Origin of the sequence: Helicobacter suis HS1 (genome assembly GCF_026000295.1) — a bacterium.
In the GTDB taxonomy this organism is placed as follows: Bacteria; Campylobacterota; Campylobacteria; order Campylobacterales; family Helicobacteraceae; genus Helicobacter; species Helicobacter suis.
In genome coordinates, this window is sequence record NZ_AP026769.1 from 1,018,012 (window position 1) to 1,039,195 (window position 21,184).

The window sequence follows — 21,184 nt, forward strand, 5'->3', positions numbered from 1 at the left end:
CTCCTTAAATGATTTTTTCTACCTGTGAATATAAAATATCAATCAGCGTATTGCGCCCAAAAATAGACACACTGAGTTTGAGTTTGCGATGCTCTACATCATACTCTTCTACTGTGGCTGTAAAGTTAGCAAATGGCCCTTCTACAATGCGCACCACCTCACCCTTTTCGTAGTAAATTTTAGGCTTAGGCGCGGCGCGATTGGCCATCTTTTCTAAGATATTGCCAATATCTGCATCGCTTAAAGGTGTGGGTTTTTTGCTCTCTCCAATAAAACGACTCACTTTAGGTAAAGACTGGATTTTATGCCAAAGTACTGTGTCTAAATCTACCTTAATAAAAACATAGCCCGGGTACAAACTGCGCTCCGTAACTTTATTTTTACCCTTTTTAGAAAGTTCAATCACATCTTCAGTAGGCACAATTACCTTTTCTACCCGATTAGCGATGCCATTTTCGCGTACCATGTTTTCAACGGCCTTTTTAACAGACTGCTCGCTACCTGAGTAAGTCTGGATTGCATACCATTCCATGCCCACAGCTTCCCCCTAAAGAATGCTAGCGACAAAAGAGGACAAAACAAAATCAATCAAAGTCAAAAACAGAGTGATAATAGTTACCACGATCAGAACAGATATTAAAGCGTTTCTAATCTGCTCTTTGAGTGGAAAAATCACCTTTGATAGCTCTTCTTTTGTCAGTCTATATTGTGATAATAACTTCTTCATGCCACCTATCTTTAATATTCACCCCTTGGCAGGCCAGGAGGGACTCGAACCCCCAACAATCGGTTTTGGAGACCGACGCTCTACCATTGGAGCTACTGACCTTTGCACCCCCTCTTCTTTCTTAGCTACTTTTTAGCTTGACTTCTTTATGCACCGTGTGCTTATTTTCACGAGGACAAAACTTTTTGAGCTCCAGCTTTTCCGTTTTGGTTTTGGCGTTTTTGGTTGTGCTGTAATTAATCTCAGCGCAATCCGCACACTTCAACCCAACCTTGACTTTCATGAAAGCCCCTATTCTACGATCTTAGTAACCACGCCCGCGCCCACGGTTTTGCCCCCTTCGCGGATGGCAAATTTAGTGCCAAGCTCTAGCGCAATAGGGTTAATAAGTTCAACCACAATTTTTGTATTGTCCCCGGGCATGATCATCTCAGTGCCTTCTGGTAGTGAGATAGAACCGGTAACATCTGTGGTGCGGACATAAAATTGGGGGCGGTAGCCGTTAAAAAAGGGAGTGTGCCGTCCGCCTTCCTCTTTGGAAAGTACATACACCTCGCCCTCAAATTTTTTATGGGGTGTGATGGATCCGGGTTTGCAAAGCACCATACCGCGGAAAACTTCCTCTTTTTTAGTGCCTCTAAGCAAAATGCCCACATTATCCCCCGCTTCACCTTTATCTAGTTCTTTTCTAAACATCTCAATACCAGTAACGGTGGTTTTTTGGGTGGGTTTGATCCCTACAATTTCTACTTCATCGCCAATTTTAACCATGCCCCGCTCAATCCTACCGGTAACCACAGTACCACGACCCGCGATAGAAAACACATCTTCTACAGGCATCAAAAAGGCTTTTTCGGTATCGCGCTCAGGGGTGGGAATATATTTATCCACCTCTTCCATGAGTTTAAGCACTTTTTCACCCCATGTACCAATGCTTCCAGATTTAGCCTCTTCTAGGGCTTTAAGAGCAGAGCCGGCAATAATGGGGGTGTCATCTCCGGGGAATTCATAGGTGCTTAAAAGTTCGCGTATTTCCATTTCTACTAAGTCTAAGAGTTCTTGATCGTCAACCATGTCCTGTTTATTTAAAAACACCACAATATGGGGTACACCTACTTGGCGGGCTAAAAGAATGTGTTCGCGGGTTTGAGGCATAGGGCCATCAGCGGCTGAAACCACTAAAATCGCGCCATCCATTTGGGCTGCACCGGTGATCATGTTTTTGACATAGTCAGCATGGCCGGGGCAGTCTACATGGGCGTAGTGGCGGTTTTCTGTAGCGTATTCAATATGAGAAGTAGCGATAGTAATCCCTCTTTCCTTTTCCTCAGGGGCGTTGTCAATGTTGTCATAATCCTTGAGTTCTGCCAAACCTTTTAAAGACAACACAGCTGAAATTGCCGCACTCAAGGTGGTTTTGCCATGGTCTACATGCCCGATGGTGCCCACATTGACATGGGGCTTGTTTCTTTCAAATTTTGCTTTTGCCATTGGATAACTCCTCTAAAATTTTATAAATAAGCGCGTGCTAGGGGACTCACACTGGAGCCCATAAGCGGGATTGAACCGCCGACCTCTTCCTTACCAAGGAAGTGCTCTACCCCTGAGCTATATGGGCACTCTCCCCAACTGGAGCGGGAAACGGGGCTCGAACCCGCGACCCTCAGCTTGGAAGGCTGATGCTCTAGCCAACTGAGCTATTCCCGCATGGTGGTGAGGCGTGGATTCGAACCACGGAAGACTAAGTCAGCAGATTTACAGTCTGCCCTCGTTGGCCACTTGAGTACCTCACCTGGAGCTGGCTAAGGGACTTGAACCCCCAACCTGCTGCTTACAAGGCAGCTGCTCTACCAATTGAGCTAAGCCAGCAAAATAAACCCGCATTATAGCTAGTTTTGCGCTACTTTGTCAAGATTGCAAAATTTAAACCCTTGACAATCTGTTTTAAATCTGCTAGAGTGCTACTAGAGTGCGCTGTCTTAATCTTTTGAAAGGATTTTTATGGTATCGTTGCAACAAATCACAAATCACAAACGCGTAGCGTTTTCTCTCTGACTTTTTCCCGCTTTACTTTTATCAGTGCTCTTAGTTTTATCTCTTTAGCGCCTTTGAGTGCGGAGAAAAACGGCGGTTTTATGGAAGGGGGTTTTCAGTATTCTAATTTTGGGGGTGAGGATAATTCTCAGGCAAGTTTTACTTATGATTCTTATTCTTCTTCTCCTACAAAAACCTATAACGGCAATCTCTTTGGGGGGGGGATTTCCAAATTGGTTACAAACAATTTTTTGGCAAAACAAAGCGCTTTGGTTTGCGCTACTATGTTTTCTTTAGCGGTCAGGGGGGAAGTGCGACTGTTACTGATAATAGCTACAACGCTTCCAGTGATAACCAAACCTCTAGCTATAACCAACCCTCAGCTAATCTCTTTTATGGTGCAGGCATTGATATGCTCTTTAATTTTTATGACGAAAACGAGAAGACCTTTGGCATGATTCTTGGTGTGATGGGAGGGGGGAGTTCATGGTTAATGGGAAAGGCAACTTATCAAAATGGAACATGTGTCTGGGGAGAGACAAATAGTGGTGCTTGTCAGACAATGAATCAGGCCCTTTGGAATTCAAATGATATGGGTGGAAGCCTTATTCCTATTTACGGGCAATTCATCGTTAACATTGGTTTTAGGGGTAACTTTAGCAAACATCAAGGCTATGAATTTGGCGTGCGTATTCCCGTCATTAACGATCTTTATTACACCCAATCCTTTAGCGGTTTTCTATATTCAAGTGGCACACAAACTATCACCTTTAGACGCAGAGTTGCCGTCTATATCAACTATGTGATTAATTTTTAACCATGTTTTGCACAAGAGAGGCGTATTCTTAAAGAGGCGCGCCAAAAGCTTAAAACCCATGATATTTTAAGGGGCGGAGTAAAAAGCTTTCACCTCTCATTGTTTTAAATCCATCCGCTCAAAAACCCACTTTGCACAAAATCCCTGGACAAAACTTTCCCCTAGCCGTGTTGAAAGGATTAAAAGAGCATTTAGATGATTTCTTTGCCTTTGTCGATCTTTATAAAAGCAGACAAGAGTCTTTAGTGGCGCTTTTCCAGTATCATAATTTACAAAAAGGCTGTTTGGAGTGGGTGTTAAAATCAGTTGGTGAGGCGGATATGCGTGTTTTGCTAGAGGCGTTAAAAAACCATGCAAAGGATTTAGGCTATACAAGTAAAGGCGGAGGCCGTAGCGATCATGTGTCTTTTGTATTACTCAAAGAGGGAGATTTTAGCCCACAAGAGATTAAGAGCCTGCAAGAGGCTATTTATCAAAAAACCTTAGAGGTTTTGCAAAATTAAATGCACACCAACACGCTCTTTTTAATGCTCTTTGTTTCACTCACGCTAGGTTTGATAGGCTTGCTCATTTTTTTATGGGGTTTAAAGGGCAAGCAGTTTAGCGATGAGAAAAAGATGTTAGAATCCTTGCGTGCATGAAAAAGATCAAGAGGCTTATAAATTATGGCAAAAATTCGTGCCTATTAGCCATATTAAAACTATGGGCGATGCGGATAATTTTTGGCAAATGGCTGATGTAGGACCTTGTGGGTATTGCAGTGAAATTTATATTGATCAGGGGGAAAAATATTTTCATTCCTCTGAGGATTATTTTGGAGGGGAGGGAGATCGCTTTTTAGAAATCTGGAATTTAGTTTTTATGCAGTATGAACGCTCAAGCACAGGCATTTTAACCCCACTAGAGCGCCCCTGTATTGATACGGGTATGGGTTTAGAAAGAGTACAAGCGCTTTTAGAGGGGGTGCAAAATAACTTTGATAGCTCGCTTTTTAGACCACTAATTTCTCGCATTGAAGAAGTTTTTGATCTAAACTATACAGATCATCTTGAATCTTTTAGAGTGCTAGCCGATCACGCTAGGAGTGTGGGATTTTTGCTAGCAATGGGGGTATATTTTGAAAACACGGGGCGGGGTTATGTTTTGCGCCGCATTTTAAGGCGCGCACTTAGGCATGGCTATTTGCTCAAACAAGCCCAACAAAAACAGCTAGAAGAGCCTTTTTTCTACAAAATTTTAGGCTATCTATGTGGCTTGATGCCAGATTATCCCTTGCTTGCAGAACATAAAGAGAGTATAGAGGCTGAGTGTAAAGCAGAGGAGGAATTATTTTTAGCCACTTTGGATAAGGGCATGCATTTATTTGAAAGCGCTTTAAAAGAGTGCAGTGGTTCTAGTTTTAGCGGGGCGGTGGCTTTTAAGCTTTATGATACCTATGGTTTTCCTTTGGATTTAACTATGGATATGCTCCGGCATAAAAATATTACGGTCAATTTAGAAGAGTACCAAGCCTGCATGCAAGAGCAACAGCAACGATCCCAGTTTAAACAAAGCCATGCCAAAGAGGGGTTTAAAAATTTAGATTTAAGCGCCCTTGTGCCTAATGTGTTTGTGGGCTATGAGTGTGAGAGTGTGCAGGCTAAAATTTTAGCGCTCTATTTAGAGGAGGCCAATAGGGCTTTTTTAGTGCTAGATAAAACCCCATTTTATGCGCAAGGAGGCGGACCCATTGGGGATAGAGGGGTGATTTTAGATACTAACCATGTTTTACTCGCCCAAGTTCTGGATACCCAAAAGGTAGGAGAGATTAATATCAGCTTTGTAGAGTTAGTAGAGGGGGCTAATTTAGGGGTAGGTGATAGCGTGATTGCTGAGGTGAGCCATCGTTTAGAAATTGCCAAACACCACAGCGCCACGCATTTACTACATCTTGCCTTACGCGAAATTTTAGGCAAAAAGGCTAGGGAGGAAAACAAAAAGGTAGAAATCCAGCAAAAGGGTAGCCACATTGAACCTAGCCGTTTGCGCTTTGATTTTAGTTTTTACCGCAATTTAGAGGATACAGAAATAGAACAGATAGAAGCCTTTGTGAATGCCAAAATCGCCCTAGCCATGCCCACAAGCGTGGAAAATATGCAAGCCTTGCAGGCAAAAGAAAGCGGGGCTATCATGCTTTTTGAGGATAAGTATTTAGAGCAGGTGCGGGTGGTTAAGATTGCAGGGAGTGTTGAGGCCTGCGGGGGGGTACATGTACAAAATAGCGCACAAATTGGAGGCTTTGCTATTATAAAAGTTTCTAGCGTGAGTGCGGGGGTTAGGCGCATTGAGGCGGTGTGTGGGGAGGCGTATTATGATTTTATTGCACAAGAGAGGCGTATTCTTAAAGAGGCGCGCCAAAAGCTTAAAACCCATGATATTTTAAAAGCCCTAGATCACAAACAAAGCCCTAAAAGCCCTGTTAAGCCCGCTCAAAAACCCACTTTGCACAAAATCCCTGGACAAAACTTTCCCCTAGCCGTGTTGAAAGGATTAAAAGAGCATTTAGATGATTTCTTTGCCTTTGTCGATCTTTATAAAAGCAGACAAGAGTCTTTAGTGGCGCTTTTCCAGTATCATAATTTACAAAAAGGCTGTTTGGAGTGGGTGTTAAAATCAGTTGGTGAGGCGGATATGCGTGTTTTGCTAGAGGCGTTAAAAAACCATGCAAAGGATTTAGGCTATACAAGTAAAGGCGGAGGCCGTAGCGATCATGTGTCTTTTGTACTACTCAAAGAGGGAGATTTTAGCCCACAAGAGATTAAGAGCCTGCAAGAGGCTATTTATCAAAAAACCTTAGAGGTTTTGCAAAATTAAATGCACACCAACACGCTCTTTTTAATGCTCTTTGTTTCACTCACGCTAGGTTTGATAGGCTTGCTCATTTTTTTATGGGGTTTAAAGGGCAAGCAGTTTAGCGATGAGAAAAAGATGTTAGAATCCTTGCTTTATGATGGTCCTGAGGATCTCAACCTTGCTAAAGAAGAAGAGGCCAAAAAACTTAGAAAGGATAGTCATGAGTGAGTTGTATGATGTGGTGGTTGTGGGGGCTGGACCTAGTGGGATTGCTGCAGCTGTTGAGTGCCAGATTAATGGGATTGAAAAGGTCTTGCTTTGCGAGAAAGATGAGCAATGTTGTGGAATGATACGCAAATATTACAAAGCGCATAAACGGGTGGATAAGGATTATCGCAAACAGGTGGTAGACATCAAGGGAAATATTCCTTTTACAGACATGGATAAAGAGGAAGCTTTACTGGTGTTTGAGCGGGTTTTAGAAAAGTATAAAACCCCCACTCTATACAAAGCAACCGTGGAAAGCGTGCAAAAAAAGCAAGATATTTTTGAGGTCTTGACGGGCAAGAATGAAGTACTGCGCGCTAAATGTGTGGTGATTGCTATTGGTAAAATGGGACAGCCTAACCGCCCAAATTATCCCATTCCCGTAGAGATCATGCGCCAAGTGGTTTATACGATTAATGATTGTAAAGAAAAGGAAAAGGTTTTAGTTGTAGGCGGGGGTAATTCAGCTGTTGAGTATGCCATTGCACTAGCTAGCACCAACACCACCACACTTAATTACAGACAAACCAGCTTTAGCCGCGTCAATGATGAGAATTTAAAGGCTTTAGAGGAGGCTTTTTCTAAAAATCTCTCTAAAAAGCTAGGCGTAGAGATTGAAAGCTTAGAGGCTTGTGAGGGGCAAATTAAGGTCAATTTTAAAGATAGCACGCATGCAGTTTATGACAGGGTTTTATTTGCTATTGGTGGATCTACACCCTTAGAATTTTTAAAAAAATGCGGGGTGGCTTTAGATGCGGGTAATTTACCCATTGTGAGTGAGGAACAAGAAAGTAATATCCCTAATTTATTCGTGATAGGCGATATTCTCTACAAGTCAGGGGCTAGCGTCGCTGTTGGGCTTAATGCGGGTTTTGATGTGGCGCAGGTGCTTAAGAGGCGTTTACATTAACCAAGCATTTTTTACTTATGATACTCCCTTGTTAACTTGATTGGTTGACCTAATCTCTAATGGAAGGGAGAAAGATGTGCATTTTAAGGGTTTTTTTATTAGCTTGCATGTTGAGCGCAGTAGCCAACTGCGATCAGATCATGCATTTTAAACAACACCAACACAAAGGAAAACACATGCAGTTTTTTAAGGTTTTTATCCATACCGACGCACATGGGTTTTTAGATCTAAAATTTGGCGGGAATGCAGATGCTAGTTTTTTAGATCATGGTTTGCCCAAACGATCGCCTGAAATTAGCTGGGAGAGTGTACCGGGAGCTAAAAGCTATGCTTTAGAACTAGTTGATTATGACGCAGCAGCCTCTGGTGGAAGGGGAAGACCCTTTATCCACTGGGTGGTGGGCAATATTACAGCAACTAAGCTAGCAGAAAATGCCTCTGTAGAGGATAAACAGATTGATCAAGGGATTAATTCACTCACAGAAGGTTATACCGTATCTTCTTTGAGCGCGGAGGAAAAACAGGCCTCTAATCTAGCCAATAGTAATTACATTGGACCCATGCCCCCTGATAAAGATCACCACTATTTGATCCAAGTTTACGCTTTAGATGTGGCGCATTTAGATTTAAAAAAACCCTTTTTTATCGGGCAGTTACACGATGCAATACGCGGGCATATTTTAGGTTTAGGGCGCGTGGAGTTTAAATATCCAAAGTTGCGCCACTAACTCTTAAACTTGTTTAAATCTGAGATGTGCTAGTATAGCCCTTTTTCTGCGGTAAGTTTTAAGGAAAAAGGGTTTAAGAATGTCTGAGGGAATTATAAATTTAGACATCCATATGATTAGCCAAATCCTCCCCCACCGCTACCCATTTTTGCTGGTGGATCGAATCGTGCACCTAGAGCCTTATAAAGAGGTGCATGCCTTTAAAAACATCACCTATAACGAGGAGGTTTTTACGGGGCATTTTCCAAGCAGGCCTATTTATCCGGGAGTGCTGATTGTAGAGGGCATGGCACAGGCGGGGGGGTTATTGGCCTTTATTAGTTTATTTGGGGTGAGCCCAGAGGTGGCGGCCACTAAGCTTGTGTATTTCATGACCATCGATCGGGTGAAGTTTAGAAACCCGGTGATCCCCGGCGATCAACTGCATTATCATTTGAGTGCCCAAAAACATAGGGGCATGATCTGGCAAGTAGGCGGTGTGGCTAAGGTGGCAGAAAAGATTGTGGCAGAGGCTGAATTAAAAGCCATGATTGTGGATCGCGAGGCCAATAATCGCGAGGCCAATACATGAGTATCGCACCGACTGCTCTTATTGATCCACAAGCGCGCCTCCACCCTTCTGTTACTATCGGTCCTTTTTGTGTGATTGGACCAGATGTTGTACTAGAGGAGGGCGTTACGCTGTATAACAATGTAACGCTTTTGGGGCGCACCACCATTAAAGCCCACACAACTGTTTTTCCCTATGCCACGCTTGGTACGATCCCACAAGATCTCAAATACGATGGCGAACCCTCTACTCTTGTAATCGGGGAACATAATTTGATCCGCGAGTATTGCATGATCAACACGGGTACTAAGGGCGGAGGGAATGAAACCATTATTGGTAACCACAATTTATTAATGGCCTATGTACATGTTGCCCATGACTGCAAAATTGGCAATCATTGCATTTTGGCCAATGGCGTAACTTTAGCCGGGCATATTGAAATTGGCGATCATGTCAATATTGGTGGACTTACTGCAATCCACCAGTTTACGCGTCTGGCTAAGGGGTGCATGGTGGCTGGAGCGAGTGCTCTTGGTAGAGATGTCCCCCCCTTTTGTATTGCTGAGGGTAACCGCGCCTTTATCAGAGGGCTTAATCGCCACCGCATGCGTAAACTCTTAGAACGCAAAGAAATTGATTTTATTAACATACTTTATAAACGGCTTTTTAATATCAATGGCACTTCTGTACGCGACAATGCCTCAAAAATTTTAGAAGAATACCCTGAAAATGCGCACGCTAAAGAGATTTGCCAATTTGTTTTAGAAAGCAATAGAGGCATTGCCATTAAAGCGGGGTATTTTAACGATCAGGAGGATTCATGAACACCCGTTACTGCAGTTTTTGCAATAAGCCGGAAAACACCCTGCAACACCACCGCCGCTTGGTGTTTTCCTCTAAAAAATCGGGTAAGGATATCCACATCTGCGAGTACTGCGTGGAATATCTTTATAAAGAACTCCACACAGAACTACACACCAGTGTTTTAGATGTGCGCAAGCACACAGGAGAAGATCCCTTACCCCTTAAAAACAACACCCCTGCCATGATTGCCTCTCCTAAACTTTTAAAAGAAGCCTTAGATCATTATGTTATCGGGCAAGAGGACGCTAAGCGGGTTTTAAGTGTGGCGGTGTATAACCATTATAAACGCTTGCATTACCAAGAAACACGCGATTCAAACACACAAGAAGTAGAGATTTCTAAATCCAATATTTTACTAGTAGGGCCTACAGGTAGTGGTAAAACTTTAATGGCACAAACCCTAGCGCGCTTTTTAAATGTGCCCATTGCCATTAGCGATGCAACCAGTTTGACAGAAGCGGGTTATGTTGGAGAAGATGTAGAAAACATTTTAACCCGTTTGTTGCAGGCTAGCGATGGAGATGTAGAGAGGGCGCAAAAGGGGATTGTTTTTATTGATGAGATTGATAAAATCGCACGCCTTTCAGAAAACCGCTCCATTACCCGCGATGTTTCTGGTGAGGGAGTACAACAAGCGCTTTTAAAGATCATTGAGGGGGCTGTGGTCAATGTCAGCCCCAAAGGGGGGCGCAAACACCCTAATGAAAACTTTGTACAAATTGATACCACCAATATTTTATTTATCTGTGGTGGGGCTTTTGATGGGATCATTGATGTGATCAAACGGCGTATCCACAGCAATGTACTAGGTTTTGGTAATGAGAAAAAAACCAAAGAGGAATTAGAGGATATTTTGCACCTAGTTGAACCAGAGGATTTAATCTCTTATGGCTTAATTCCTGAACTCATTGGCCGTTTGCCGGTTATCTCTACTTTAAAACCCATTTCTAAAGAGGCTATGGTAGATATTTTACAAAAGCCTAAAAATGCGCTGATCAAACAATACCAAGCGCTCTTTAAAATGGATGGCGTGGAGTTGATTTTTGAGGAAGAAGCCGTTGAAGAAATTGCAAATTTAGCCATTAAGCGCAAGGTAGGGGCGCGGGGCCTTAGAGCAATTATTGAAAGTTTTGGTTTAGATATTATGTTTGATTTACCTAATCTCAAGGATTACCAAGTCATCATCACTAAAGAGTGCGTGCTTAAACAAGATAAACCGCTTTACATTAAAAAAAATAAGCCCTTGCTCATGCCCTCTTGAGGCCAGTAAATCCAACATGAAAGAGTTCTATGATACTAGATAAACTAATTGGTGTCTTTTCCCACGATGTGGCCATTGATTTAGGGACGGCTAATACAGTGGTTTCTGTCAAAGGGCAGGGTATTATCATCAATGAGCCCTCTATTGTAGCTGTTAAACTGAATAAGTACGATCACATGGAAGAAGTTTTAGCAGTGGGGAGTGAAGCTAAAGAAATGATTGGTAAAACCCCAGCCGGTGTACAGGCCATTCGTCCTATGAAAGATGGAGTGATTGCGGATTTTAATATCACCGAGAAAATGATTCGTTACTTCATTGAAAAAGCCCATAAACGCAAATCTCTAATCCGCCCGCGTATCATGGTTTGTGTACCCTATGGTCTAACTAGTGTAGAGCGTAAAGCGGTTAAAGAAAGCGCAATGAGTGCAGGGGCTAGAGAGGTATTTTTGATTGAAGAACCTATGGCAGCTGCCATTGGAGCGGGTTTACCGGTAAAAGATCCACGAGGGAGCTTGATTGTAGATATTGGCGGGGGCACAACTGAAATTGGGGTGATTAGCTTAGGCGGGCTAGTGGTGAGTAAGAGTATTAGAGTGGCGGGTAATAAGTTAGATGCTAGTATTGTAGATTATGTCCGCAAAACTTATAACCTACAAATTGGGGAGCGCACTGGTGAGGAAATCAAAATTGCAATTGGTTCGGCTATTGAGCTAAACCCCCCTTTAACAATGGAAGTGAGTGGGCGCGATCAAATAAGCGGGATTTTAAACACCATTGAGCTTAATAGCGAAGATGTACGCGAGGCAATTAAAGAGCAACTAAGAGAAATTAGTAATGCGTTGCGATCGGTGCTTGAAGAGGTCAAACCGGATCTAGCTAGAGATTTGGTAGAAAATGGCGTGGTACTTACAGGTGGGGGGGCACTCATTAGAGGTTTAGATAAATATTTGAGCAATATTATTAAATTACCCGTATTTGTGGGTGAAGAGCCATTATTAGCCGTAGCTAGAGGTACGAGTAAAGCCATTGAGGATTTAGATTTATTAAGCAGCCTAGGAGATATTTAGTCTTTTGAGCAGTTGGCGTACCCTTCTGATCTTAATTGTGATCTTTGGGGTGCTTTATTGGTTAGATATTAAGGGTTCTAGTAGTTTTATAAGCGATAAGATTAAAGTTGTTTTCCTAGATATCAAAGATGATATAACCCTAGCCTATCAAAAACACTTTGAGCAGGCTCAAATGGTTGCAGATTATAAAAAGCAAACCCATGCCTATGAACAGCTCAAACTAGCTTATGCCAATTTAAATGCCCGTAACCAAGCTTTAGCTTTAGAAGTTTATGATTTAGAAAAACTCCAAGAAAAACATGTTAGAGCTAACCAGCCACAACCACTTTTTTCCAATCAAAACAATATCTGTACGCCCGATCAAACCCTTGATTTAGATAATCTACTCCCTCAGCCTACTTTTACTCTTACGCGTATTTATGGTTTTGTTTCTTTAGATAACCCCTATCAAGTGTTTTTAGACATCAAAAAACCCTACCCTAAGGATAAAATTTTAGGCATGGTGGCCTTTAACCGCGTACTGGGTACTGTCGTGCAAAGAGAAGGGCGCTTTGTAGGGCTTTTACATGGCGATTCACAGATGAGTTATAGCGTGATGATTAGAAGCGGGGGCAAAGTTTATTATGGTTTTGTTACTAATGAATCTTTTAAGAGTTATATCAACTTTTTACCCACCTATGCGCCCATTAAAGTAGGCGATCAAGTTTTTACCAGTGGACTTGATCACATCTTTAGCCCTAATATCTATGTAGGCACAATTGCTAGCGTTGAAAACCACTATGTTTACAAAAAAGCACTCCTCCAGATTGAGGATTTTAAAAGCATGCTATTTTACACCACGATTGTAGATGTACCCTAATGCCGGATTTTGATTCTTTTTACCGGGGGCTTGTGGATAGTCAGGGTTTATTTTTTCTAGAGGCTAGTTTAGAGAGCTTACCAAGTACGCCCATGACAGCTAAGCAAGGTTTAGAAGTGTTTAGCATTTTCCAAAAAAAGAGTATGGAATTACTCAAACACGCAGAAGTTTTATCTATTTGCACCCTTTATTTAGCCCCCCTCATTCCAGATGACATAGCTATCAATCATAGCTTTAAAGACTATGCTAGTTTAGCTATAAAGGGCATGCAACATAGCCAAAACACAGCAGAAGAACGGCTCTTTTTTGAATTAGCCTGTGCGTGCCTGATTTTATCCGGATCTAAACTAGAAGCCCTAGATTTTTTAATCCGCCAACTTTGTTTAAAAGATAGCGCTTTCCTAACCCATTATAGTGCCTTTGTAAATAAACTTTTAGATTACTTGCAAATCCCCTTTAGCCTGCCTCAAAAAATCTTAGCAGAATTATTATCCCCTTCCTACTTTTTAACCCTAACCCCCAAAGTCCAGCGCAATATTCTGAATGCCCAATTACACTTGCTTTGGAATGTTAAAACCTATTTTGCCTCTAAAGCGTGGCTTGATCTTTACCCTACTTATAAAGATTTATTTAAAGCTCTTTTAGAAGATGGACAACTAGATAGCGCTTTATTCACGCAGTTTATGATTTATCATGTATGCGGGAATGCCTTTAGTCAAGCAGATGAGTGGGCGGATTTTAACACAAATATTAGTGCGCTTGGTGCGCGCTTTTATCCTAAACTCTTAGAAAGAGAGATACAAAAACGGGGAAAAGATTACCCTAGTTTTAACCCTGAAGAATCGCATAAGATCGTAATAGGTGTGTTAAAAGATCGTCTTGTAGAAAATTCTCCATTTAAGGTAGAGTGTAGTTTATTTGCTATGCTCTTAAAACACCAAGCTTTTAAAAATCGTTTTATCTTCAAGGTTTTTAGTATGGATTATGATGAAAAAAGTCCCAATGATTTAGAATGTATTACACTCCTAGAAAACTTAGGGCAATATGGCGGTTTTGAGGGAGGTATAGAGGTGATTTCCATTAATAAAACACTCCCCCAAGATCTTTTTTATCAAAGCCATTTAGAAAAAGCGTTAAAGCTTAAAGAAATCCTCTATGCCCACCGCGTCCATATCCTCATTAGCCCTAATAATGGCTATGGTATTAGCGATTTTTTACTTGCTACGCGTAGCGCGCCCGTACAGATTTATTACAGCCATGGCAATAAGGCTTACTGCCTTGATACTTTAGAAGGGTATATCACCCACATCGCCCCTACCATAGGGCTTTATCAAGAAGGCAATATTTCTTATTTGGGCATCTACGCGCCCATGCTTTCCTTTTTTTATAACCCTCCTCTAGATAACCATAGCCAACACCTCATTGAAAAAACCCGCGCCCTTTATGCTCCAGATACACAAACACAAATTTTAGGTACAATTGGGCGGCTCACCAAATTAGACTCATTAGAATTTTTACAAAGTGTGCTAGAAATTTTACAACAAGCGCCTAAGACCATCTATTTAGCATGCGGGATAGGGGATCAAAAGATCATTTTAGAAAAACTAAAAACCCTTTGTTTGGATCTACACCTCCCTAGTGATTTATTAAATCGCTTCCAGTTTATTGGCTATGTTAACGCCCATTTATACGGGCATGTGATTGATTTATTTTTAGACACTTTCCCTATGCATCAGGGTGAAAGTAAGTCTGAGTTTATGGGCAAAAATAAACTTGTTTTAACCCTATCAGAGAGCACGCCACAAGAACGCATAAATGCGTTTGAAAAGTTTGTTAAAACCCACTTTAAAACCCTTGAAAAATGCTGTGAGGATTATCATATTTCATTAGATGAGTACCAAAAAGCTTACCACTATGAGAGTCAAAGCGTGATAGCCTTTAATCCAAAAGATTATGTCAATAAAGCCTTAAAACTTTTAAGTATTTTAAAAAATCCTAATCAATTATCCTCTCTACTACAGCAACGATCCATGTTGCGCGCCATTACAGGGCATGTTAAATCCAATCAAAGCATTATGCAAATCATCACCTATTTAGAACATCTTTTGGATAAGACAACTCCATGCGCTATATAGTGGGTCTTCTTTGTGTGTGGATTTTTTTAGGGTGCATGGGAATGGGCGCACTTTTTCCTATGATGATGATGTCCCCTCTTTCCTCAGATCATGAAAACTCACTCAAACAAACCCACCAAGGGCTACAAGCTGATGATGATGACGATGATAACAGTCCACCTACTTATTACACCCGCATGGAACCTGTGATGCTAGACACACCTCAAGAGCATGAGAAAAAAGAAGAGCAACAATTAGAACAGCAATTTGGAGGTAAAGCGCCTAAAAAACCCGCCCCTGCCCCTACTCCTACAGATTCAGTTATTTCCTCTCAAGATATCCATGGTTCACCTTTGCCAAATGGGGTTGAAATTAAAAGAAGCGATGTTTTGGCTGCACTTAAAAACACCCAAGAGGCATATGCTAAAAACCCCGCAAAGCCAAAAGAGTCTTACTATACTCTTTTAAACTACTGCGCTAAAAACGACTTGTTTAACGAATTGGGGGCACATCTTATTATCAATCAAGCAGAACAAACCCGTTGCAAACGCATGCAAAAGGCTTATTTCCATGTTTTAGCCGAGCATTATCAAGAACTAGATCAGAAAAAGCAAGTTTCTGTATTTCTCCATGATATTCTTTTGGGTTGTAGTACCCAAATAGATCAACAAAAAGTCCTCAAGAGTGCCTTTTTTAAAAGTCTAAGACCCCAGATTAAGAGCTATAGGGATAAAGCGCTCCTTAAACGCTTTTTACAAGAAAAACCCCTTGATAATGACAAATTACACGCCTTATTAAACGATTCCAAACTCGGCGAGCGTTATTATCGTTGCCATTATTTTATTAATCTGCCTTGAAAACTTTTGATTCACTCCCCATAACAATAGGTTTATTAAGATTAGCAATACCGGTTTGAATACCAAAATTTTCTAAGCTATCTTAGTACTTCCTCCCCCAGTTCGTTATAACCTTAAATTTTTCCAAAGTCTCGGCTTTAGATTTAATCCGATTTTCTCTAGAGTTTGGCCAAAAGTTAGGCCGCTGGTATGAACTTGAAATTCAAGGCACAGAGTTAGTCAGTTTAGAGCACTTCAAAGAAGCGCCTGTATTAAAAGAGGGCTTTAAACTCCAAAGTTTAGATTTTGATAAGTTAGCTGAGCGTGCCCCTTCTGAAAAACCCTATCCCTTCACTCAAAGAGTGCTAAACACAATCAAAAGCGCGCTATCTTTGTTAAGTTTAGATGAGAAACAAGATCGGCATGTATTAAATAGCCCAAATTATAAACAAGGGCGGAGTTATTACACAAAAGCGCCTACAATTGAGGAGGTGATGGGGTGGATAAGGGAAAGTCTAAAAATTGATTTAGACAAAAAAGGCAAGTGGGATAAACATGGCATTATTAGCCACCCTGATTTTGAAGGTGTGGTTTTGCCATTCTTTGATAAATCAAAAGCCCCCGTTAAGGTATATAAAAGTAAGATACATTTTAGTAAAAAGGGCATTCACATTGTGCCCTTTGGCAAGGAGTAACTTTGGGAAACTTACCGGATATGTCTAAATATCCTAGACCCCTAAAAATTACTTTTGTAGACGGGGATATTTGGGAAGGTGTCGAACTTGAGGCGGTTTATTATGCTGGTAATTATTCTTATGTCCCTGAAGATGATAGCGAAGATGAATTATTTGTAAATTATCAAGGCATGGGCTACTCAATTAAAGCCTCAGATATTCAAAAGATCGAATCGCAAAGACAAAACTAACCCCTCTTGCGCATTTTCTGTTCAAAACTTCTTATAAAATCCATTCAAAAAAGTTAAGGCCAAAAAATGGATTTTTCTACAGCTTTACAAAAACTAGAGGATCGTATTAGTGGGCTTAATACTATGCGGGGGCGGTTAGTTAAGCTTGTTAATCCCCAAACACCGCCCGCCACTAGCGCCCCTGAAGTTAGCAACACTAGCACGCCCACTCAAGCGCCTACACCGCCCGCCCCTGAAGTTACAACACCCGCCCCCTTAAGCGATTCAGAAAGACAAGAACGGCTAAATCTGATCAATAGATTGATTGTAACTAGAAATATCACTAATGATGACCTAGCCCCTTTGGGTTTGCATTTTGAAAACATTGAGGTTTTTAGGGGTGTGGTTTGGCGCAATAACGAACTAACCCAAGCCTTTAAAGATTATATGCGTAGCATGGATAGCATTAGCGCTTTTGGCGTTATTTATGGAGCTATGAAACCCACAGAGTTTAGAAAACTTGATTTTACCATGCGCAAAACCTCCACTTTATCAAAATTGTATTTCTTGCACACCTCAAAAACAGCCATAGTATTAAGTTCCACACTACCATATAGATAGTCTAAAAGAGATATTAAGTTTATAAGTCTCTTGAGCATAAAAATCTATTTCACTTGTTTCACTTGCAAAAACACAGCACACTATTGCAAGAACACTAAATAAACCCCCACCCCTACAAAAAGATCGATCAACAATAACAAAGTTGCTATTTATCGCCATCTAGTATAGTTTTAAAGGATTAGGTGCTACAATACCCCCTATGCGCATAGATAAATTTTTAAATGCTGTCAATCTCACTAAAAGGCGCTCTATAGCGCTAGACATGCTCAAAGAGCGGGTGGTTTTTGTTAATGGGGTGGTTGTTAAACCCAGTAAAGAGGTAAAAGTGGGCGATGTGATCGAGCTTAACTATTTAGATCAAAAAAAGCGCTACAAAGTGCTTGCTATCCCCACCCTTAAAACCGTCCCTAAAAGCCAAAGCCATCTGTATTTCCAAATCCTTGATTAAAGATTAACCATGCCCAAAGATTACAAAGATACTTTAATTTTGCCCATAACTTCCTTTCCAATGAAAGCTAATTTAGGTGAAAGCGCGCCTAAGATTTATGCTAAATGGCAAGAGCAGCACATCTATGATGCTATGCAAAAAAAACGCGCCCATGCACAAGAAAGTTTTATTTTACACGATGGTCCACCCTATGCTAATGGGCATTTACACATCGGGCATGCTCTCAATAAGATTTTAAAAGATGTGATTTTCAAACACCAGTATTTTTTAGGCAAGTGCGCTAATTATGTACCCGGCTGGGATTGCCATGGCTTGCCTATTGAGCAACAGGTAGAAAAAGATTTTAAAACAGAGCAGCATAAATTGCCCCCAGAAAAGCGCCGCAATTTGAACGCTTTAGAATTTAGGGATCGTTGCTACAAACACGCGCAAAAATTTATCCATATCCAGCGCGCTGAGTTTTTAGAGTTAGGGGTGGTGGGCGATTATGATCACCCTTATAAAACTTACCAATATGCCTTTGAAGCAAGCATTTATGAAATGCTTTGTATTGCCGCACAAAAGGGCTTACTCAAACAGCGCTTTAAGCCGGTTTATTGGAGTTGGGCGTGTCAAAGCGCGCTAGCAGAAGCAGAGGTAGAATACCAAGATAAACAATCTGATTCGATCTTTGTAGCTTTCAGATTAGAGGAGCAGGCGGGGCAATTTTTAAAAGAGGAGGCGCATTTTAGCACGCAAAATATCCCCAGCCATTTTTCTGTAGTAATCTGGACGACTACGCCTTGGACTTTGCCGGCCAATGTTGCCCTTGCGCTTAAACCAAAAACCACCTACGCAATCACCTCCAAAGGGCATATCATCGCTTTAGAGTTAGCCCAAAAACTACTTGATCAAGGCATTTTAGAGGGCGAAATTATCGGTAGTTTTGCTAGCGATCTTTTAGAGCACAAGCGCGCTATCAACCCGCTTAACCAACGCTTTTCTTTAGTGGTGCTAGGCGATCATGTGAGTTTAGAGGAGGGCAGCGGGGCTGTACATACTGCCCCTGGGCATGGGGAGGAGGATTATCATTTAGGCTTGCTTTATAATTTAGAGGTACTGGTGCCGGTAGATGATAGGGGTTGTTATAATGAGGAGATTTTGCAAAAAAAGCTTCTGCCGGAGGCCTTTTTAGGCAAACATGTTTTAAAAAGCCAGCCCCAAATTTTAGAACTCTTAGGAGAGCATTTATTACACCACAAGATCATCACGCACTCTTACCCGCATTGTTGGCGTACGCACGAACCCATTTTATACCGCGCTACCACCCAGTGGTTTATTTTAATGGATACGCCTTTTTTACAAGCAGATGGGAGTTTGAAAACTTTAAGAGAGGTGGCGCTAGAGGCATTAGAAAGTGTGGATTTTTATCCAAAGCAAGGCAAAAACCGCTTAAAAGCCATGATTGAGCAGCGCCCGGATTGGTGCGTGAGCAGACAGCGCAACTGGGGCGTACCTATGGCTTTTTTTTTAGATAAGAAAACCCAAGAGCCCTTGTTAGAGGAGGCAATTTTAAAGCACATTAAACAGACCTTTAAAGAGCAGGGTTGTAATGTGTGGTGGGAGTTAAGCATTGCAGAACTTTTACCCCCTGAGTTTAAACATTTAGCCCCAACTTTAGAAAAAAACACGCATATTTTAGATGTGTGGTTTGATAGCGGGAGTACTTTTAAGGCAGTGTGTGAGGAGCGCTTGGGGGTTTATCCTAGCGATTTGGTACTAGAGGGAAGCGATCAGCACCGCGGGTGGTTTCAAAGTTCACTACTGCTTAGTTGCATCAAACACTCTAAAGCGCCCTTTAAAGCAGTGCTAACACATGGTTTTACCGTAGATGCTAAAGGGCATAAGATGAGTAAATCTAAGGGCAATGTCTTTTCTTTAGAGGAAGTGCTTAAAACCTATGGGAGTGATATTTTACGCCTGTGGGTGGTGATGAATGACTATCAGGATAATTTAAGTGTCTCTAGTGCCTTTTTCAAACAAACCTCTGAGAGTTATAAAAAAGTGCGTAACACCCTGCGCTTTTTACTAGCCAACATGGAAGGGCTACAAACTCTAACTCCCATGCAAGATTTAGGTTTGATTGATCGCTGGATTTTAGCGCTAAGCTCTAAGGTTTTTACACAAGTACAAGGTCATTTTAAAAACTTTGATTTTGTAAAGGGTTTACAAAAACTTCTCTCTTTCATGGCTAATGAACTCAGTGGCATTTATTTAGATATTTGTAAGGATAGCCTCTACTGCGCCTTTGAAAAAGATCCTAAACGACTCGCGATTCAAACTACAATGTTACACCTTGCCCACCAGCTTTGTTTTACCCTAGCCCCCATTTTGACCTACACCATAGAGGAGGTTTTCACACATGCTAGTGATCTGTTTAAAGAGGTAGCGCTAGAGGGAGGCGGGGTGTTTGATCTAAAAGAGCCCTTGTTATTTGAGGGGGATCAAGCCTTAAAAATTTTAGAGAATTTTAAACGCCCCTTAGAAGTACGCGCCCTCTTTAGCGAGGCTTTGGATAGCCTTAAAAAAGAGAAAAAGATCAAAACTTCTTTAGAATTGGAGTTAGGCTTTAAAAACCCTAAAGATTTAAAATTTCCCTACTATGAGGAGTGGCTTATGGTCAGTGCAGTAGGGAGTTTGCAGACAAAAGAGCCGCTTTTAGAAGGTGAGGGCTTTAGCCTTTATCTTGCTAGCAAGCATAAATGCCCGCGTTGTTGGCAGTTTAGCAGTGTGGATCAAGAAAATATCTGCCCGCGTTGTACAGAAGTCTTAAAAAAAAGCGCATGCAAGGTTTAAGCCATCTGGGGCATAAAACCCCCTATATTGACAAATATGACCCCAGTCTTTTAGAAGCCTTTGACAACCCCCACCCGCATTTAGATATTTTCACCCGCCTCTACACAGAGGAATTTACAAGCCTTTGTCCTATCACTTCCCAACCAGATTTTGCTAGCTTAAGCATTAATTACATCGCCCATTTAAAAATGGTAGAGAGCAAGTCGCTTAAACTCTATCTTTTTAGTTTCCGCAATGAGGGTATGTTTGGCGAGGATTGTGCGGGCAAGATTTTAAACGATTTGGTTGCCCTTTTAAAGCCTAAATATTTAGAGGTGCAAGCTAAGTTTAGTAAACGCGGGAGTATTGCCTTAGAACCTTTTGTGAGTTATGCAATAAAGGACTACCAAACTTTAAAGCAACAAAGACTTGCAAGGATTTATTAGGTCTTTTTAAGATTTTCATCAGCCTATGCGTAAACTTCTATTCTTTAGGCGTGGCTGGTTATTTAGCGGTTGCTAAGCAGATTAG

At 41.4% G+C, this 21,184-nt stretch carries 23 protein-coding genes, 5 tRNA genes and 1 pseudogene; 20 read left to right on the top strand and 9 right to left on the bottom strand.

Translation table 11 applies throughout. The annotated features are described in order from the left end of the window. Positions 1–4: 4 nt before the first annotated feature. The 9 genes from nusG to OO773_RS05550 form a co-directional block, all read right to left on the bottom strand. Positions 5–532, bottom strand: a complete 528-nt coding sequence (nusG, locus tag OO773_RS05510) for a transcription termination/antitermination protein NusG (RefSeq protein WP_006564785.1) — start codon at positions 530–532, stop codon at positions 5–7. Between the two features lie 15 nt (positions 533–547). Next, positions 548–727 carry a preprotein translocase subunit SecE gene (gene secE, locus OO773_RS05515; protein WP_006564786.1) on the bottom strand — a complete coding sequence of 60 codons (180 nt, stop codon included), beginning with the start codon at positions 725–727 and terminating at the stop codon, positions 548–550. Positions 728–753: 26 nt separating this feature from the next. Next, a tRNA-Trp gene (locus OO773_RS05520) sits at positions 754–829 on the bottom strand. 19 nt (positions 830–848) lie between these two features. After that, on the bottom strand, positions 849–1,010 hold the full coding sequence (gene rpmG, locus OO773_RS05525) for a 50S ribosomal protein L33 (protein WP_006564787.1): 162 nt from the start codon (positions 1,008–1,010) through the stop codon (positions 849–851). A gap of 8 nt (positions 1,011–1,018) precedes the next feature. Beyond that, positions 1,019–2,218, bottom strand: coding sequence for an elongation factor Tu (gene tuf / locus OO773_RS05530; RefSeq protein WP_006564788.1), 1,200 nt, complete (start codon positions 2,216–2,218; stop codon positions 1,019–1,021). Between the two features lie 52 nt (positions 2,219–2,270). Continuing rightward, positions 2,271–2,345, bottom strand: a tRNA-Thr gene (locus OO773_RS05535). A gap of 12 nt (positions 2,346–2,357) precedes the next feature. Continuing rightward, positions 2,358–2,434 (bottom strand) — tRNA-Gly (locus OO773_RS05540). Position 2,435: 1 nt separating this feature from the next. Further along, a tRNA-Tyr gene (locus OO773_RS05545) sits at positions 2,436–2,520 on the bottom strand. Then, positions 2,521–2,596: transfer RNA gene (locus OO773_RS05550), tRNA-Thr, on the bottom strand. 439 nt (positions 2,597–3,035) lie between these two features. Between OO773_RS05550 and OO773_RS05555 the strand changes: the two genes are divergently transcribed. The 20 genes and pseudogenes from OO773_RS05555 to queF all read left to right on the top strand — a co-directional run bounded on the left by OO773_RS05555 (position 3,036) and on the right by queF (position 21,099). Then, positions 3,036–3,578, top strand: coding sequence for an outer membrane beta-barrel protein (locus tag OO773_RS05555; protein WP_232088031.1), 543 nt, complete (start codon positions 3,036–3,038; stop codon positions 3,576–3,578). 131 nt (positions 3,579–3,709) lie between these two features. After that, complete coding sequence (locus OO773_RS05560) at positions 3,710–4,081, top strand: hypothetical protein (RefSeq protein WP_264828467.1); 372 nt, start codon at positions 3,710–3,712, stop codon at positions 4,079–4,081. Next, positions 4,082–4,210, top strand: a pseudogene (ccoS, locus tag OO773_RS05565) (cbb3-type cytochrome oxidase assembly protein CcoS); the annotation flags it as partial. A gap of 1 nt (position 4,211) precedes the next feature. After that, positions 4,212–6,431 (top strand): alanine--tRNA ligase, encoded by a 2,220-nt coding sequence (alaS, locus tag OO773_RS05570; protein ID WP_264828469.1) that lies wholly within the window; start codon positions 4,212–4,214, stop codon positions 6,429–6,431. After that, complete coding sequence (gene ccoS / locus OO773_RS05575; RefSeq protein WP_034377048.1) at positions 6,432–6,638, top strand: cbb3-type cytochrome oxidase assembly protein CcoS; 207 nt, start codon at positions 6,432–6,434, stop codon at positions 6,636–6,638. Beyond that, on the top strand, positions 6,631–7,587 hold the full coding sequence (locus OO773_RS05580) for an NAD(P)-binding domain-containing protein (protein WP_006565341.1): 957 nt from the start codon (positions 6,631–6,633) through the stop codon (positions 7,585–7,587). Before ccoS (OO773_RS05575) ends, OO773_RS05580 begins: the two co-directional genes overlap by 8 nt. A 107-nt stretch (positions 7,588–7,694) precedes the next feature. Then, positions 7,695–8,315, top strand: coding sequence for a YbhB/YbcL family Raf kinase inhibitor-like protein (locus tag OO773_RS05585; protein WP_006564791.1), 621 nt, complete (start codon positions 7,695–7,697; stop codon positions 8,313–8,315). Between the two features lie 79 nt (positions 8,316–8,394). Next, positions 8,395–8,886, top strand: a complete 492-nt coding sequence (fabZ, locus tag OO773_RS05590) for a 3-hydroxyacyl-ACP dehydratase FabZ (protein ID WP_006564792.1) — start codon at positions 8,395–8,397, stop codon at positions 8,884–8,886. After that, a complete protein-coding gene (gene lpxA, locus OO773_RS05595) occupies positions 8,883–9,689 on the top strand; it encodes an acyl-ACP--UDP-N-acetylglucosamine O-acyltransferase (RefSeq protein ID WP_006564793.1) in 807 nt (268 codons plus the stop codon). Before fabZ ends, lpxA begins: the two co-directional genes overlap by 4 nt. Further along, positions 9,686–10,990, top strand: a complete 1,305-nt coding sequence (gene clpX, locus OO773_RS05600; protein WP_006564794.1) for an ATP-dependent protease ATP-binding subunit ClpX — start codon at positions 9,686–9,688, stop codon at positions 10,988–10,990. The genes lpxA and clpX overlap by 4 nt, the downstream gene beginning before the upstream one ends. A 29-nt stretch (positions 10,991–11,019) precedes the next feature. Next, the gene (locus OO773_RS05605; RefSeq protein WP_006564795.1) at positions 11,020–12,057 is read left to right on the top strand and encodes a rod shape-determining protein; all 1,038 of its coding nucleotides are present in this window, start codon (positions 11,020–11,022) and stop codon (positions 12,055–12,057) included. Between the two features lie 4 nt (positions 12,058–12,061). Then, positions 12,062–12,916 carry a rod shape-determining protein MreC gene (locus tag OO773_RS05610; protein ID WP_233424219.1) on the top strand — a complete coding sequence of 285 codons (855 nt, stop codon included), beginning with the start codon at positions 12,062–12,064 and terminating at the stop codon, positions 12,914–12,916. Further along, the gene (locus tag OO773_RS05615; RefSeq protein WP_034377045.1) at positions 12,916–15,051 is read left to right on the top strand and encodes a hypothetical protein; all 2,136 of its coding nucleotides are present in this window, start codon (positions 12,916–12,918) and stop codon (positions 15,049–15,051) included. Before OO773_RS05610 ends, OO773_RS05615 begins: the two co-directional genes overlap by 1 nt. Continuing rightward, positions 15,039–15,887 (top strand): hypothetical protein, encoded by an 849-nt coding sequence (locus OO773_RS05620; RefSeq protein ID WP_040499290.1) that lies wholly within the window; start codon positions 15,039–15,041, stop codon positions 15,885–15,887. Before OO773_RS05615 ends, OO773_RS05620 begins: the two co-directional genes overlap by 13 nt. A gap of 371 nt (positions 15,888–16,258) precedes the next feature. Continuing rightward, a complete protein-coding gene (locus OO773_RS05625) occupies positions 16,259–16,561 on the top strand; it encodes a polymorphic toxin type 50 domain-containing protein (RefSeq protein WP_034377042.1) in 303 nt (100 codons plus the stop codon). 2 nt (positions 16,562–16,563) lie between these two features. Further along, entirely contained in the window at positions 16,564–16,791 is a 228-nt protein-coding gene (locus tag OO773_RS05630) for a hypothetical protein (RefSeq protein WP_040499291.1), read from the top strand. A 66-nt stretch (positions 16,792–16,857) separates the two neighbouring features. Continuing rightward, entirely contained in the window at positions 16,858–17,391 is a 534-nt protein-coding gene (locus tag OO773_RS05635; protein WP_034377040.1) for a hypothetical protein, read from the top strand. Between the two features lie 199 nt (positions 17,392–17,590). Then, positions 17,591–17,839: a S4 domain-containing protein gene (locus tag OO773_RS05640; protein ID WP_034377038.1), complete on the top strand. Its 249-nt coding sequence runs from the start codon at positions 17,591–17,593 to the stop codon at positions 17,837–17,839. 9 nt (positions 17,840–17,848) lie between these two features. Beyond that, positions 17,849–20,674 carry an isoleucine--tRNA ligase gene (ileS, locus tag OO773_RS05645; RefSeq protein WP_006564798.1) on the top strand — a complete coding sequence of 942 codons (2,826 nt, stop codon included), beginning with the start codon at positions 17,849–17,851 and terminating at the stop codon, positions 20,672–20,674. Further along, positions 20,662–21,099: a preQ(1) synthase gene (queF, locus tag OO773_RS05650; protein WP_176485085.1), complete on the top strand. Its 438-nt coding sequence runs from the start codon at positions 20,662–20,664 to the stop codon at positions 21,097–21,099. Before ileS ends, queF begins: the two co-directional genes overlap by 13 nt. Positions 21,100–21,184: the final 85 nt, after the last annotated feature.

Excerpts from the sequence above, each read along its gene's own strand:
- nusG (WP_006564785.1), bottom strand. The coding sequence starts at position 532 with ATGGAATGGTATGCAATCCAGACTTACTCAGGTAGCGAGCAGTCTGTT.
- secE (WP_006564786.1), bottom strand. The coding sequence starts at position 727 with ATGAAGAAGTTATTATCACAATATAGACTGACAAAAGAAGAGCTATCA.
- rpmG (WP_006564787.1), bottom strand. The coding sequence starts at position 1,010 with ATGAAAGTCAAGGTTGGGTTGAAGTGTGCGGATTGCGCTGAGATTAAT.
- tuf (WP_006564788.1), bottom strand. The coding sequence starts at position 2,218 with ATGGCAAAAGCAAAATTTGAAAGAAACAAGCCCCATGTCAATGTGGGC.
- ccoS (WP_034377048.1), top strand. The coding sequence starts at position 6,432 with ATGCACACCAACACGCTCTTTTTAATGCTCTTTGTTTCACTCACGCTA.
- OO773_RS05580 (WP_006565341.1), top strand. The coding sequence starts at position 6,631 with ATGAGTGAGTTGTATGATGTGGTGGTTGTGGGGGCTGGACCTAGTGGG.
- OO773_RS05585 (WP_006564791.1), top strand. The coding sequence starts at position 7,695 with ATGTTGAGCGCAGTAGCCAACTGCGATCAGATCATGCATTTTAAACAA.
- fabZ (WP_006564792.1), top strand. The coding sequence starts at position 8,395 with ATGTCTGAGGGAATTATAAATTTAGACATCCATATGATTAGCCAAATC.
- lpxA (WP_006564793.1), top strand. The coding sequence starts at position 8,883 with ATGAGTATCGCACCGACTGCTCTTATTGATCCACAAGCGCGCCTCCAC.
- clpX (WP_006564794.1), top strand. The coding sequence starts at position 9,686 with ATGAACACCCGTTACTGCAGTTTTTGCAATAAGCCGGAAAACACCCTG.
- OO773_RS05605 (WP_006564795.1), top strand. The coding sequence starts at position 11,020 with ATGATACTAGATAAACTAATTGGTGTCTTTTCCCACGATGTGGCCATT.
- OO773_RS05615 (WP_034377045.1), top strand. The coding sequence starts at position 12,916 with ATGCCGGATTTTGATTCTTTTTACCGGGGGCTTGTGGATAGTCAGGGT.
- OO773_RS05620 (WP_040499290.1), top strand. The coding sequence starts at position 15,039 with ATGCGCTATATAGTGGGTCTTCTTTGTGTGTGGATTTTTTTAGGGTGC.
- OO773_RS05635 (WP_034377040.1), top strand. The coding sequence starts at position 16,858 with ATGGATTTTTCTACAGCTTTACAAAAACTAGAGGATCGTATTAGTGGG.
- OO773_RS05640 (WP_034377038.1), top strand. The coding sequence starts at position 17,591 with ATGCGCATAGATAAATTTTTAAATGCTGTCAATCTCACTAAAAGGCGC.
- ileS (WP_006564798.1), top strand. The coding sequence starts at position 17,849 with ATGCCCAAAGATTACAAAGATACTTTAATTTTGCCCATAACTTCCTTT.
- queF (WP_176485085.1), top strand. The coding sequence starts at position 20,662 with ATGCAAGGTTTAAGCCATCTGGGGCATAAAACCCCCTATATTGACAAA.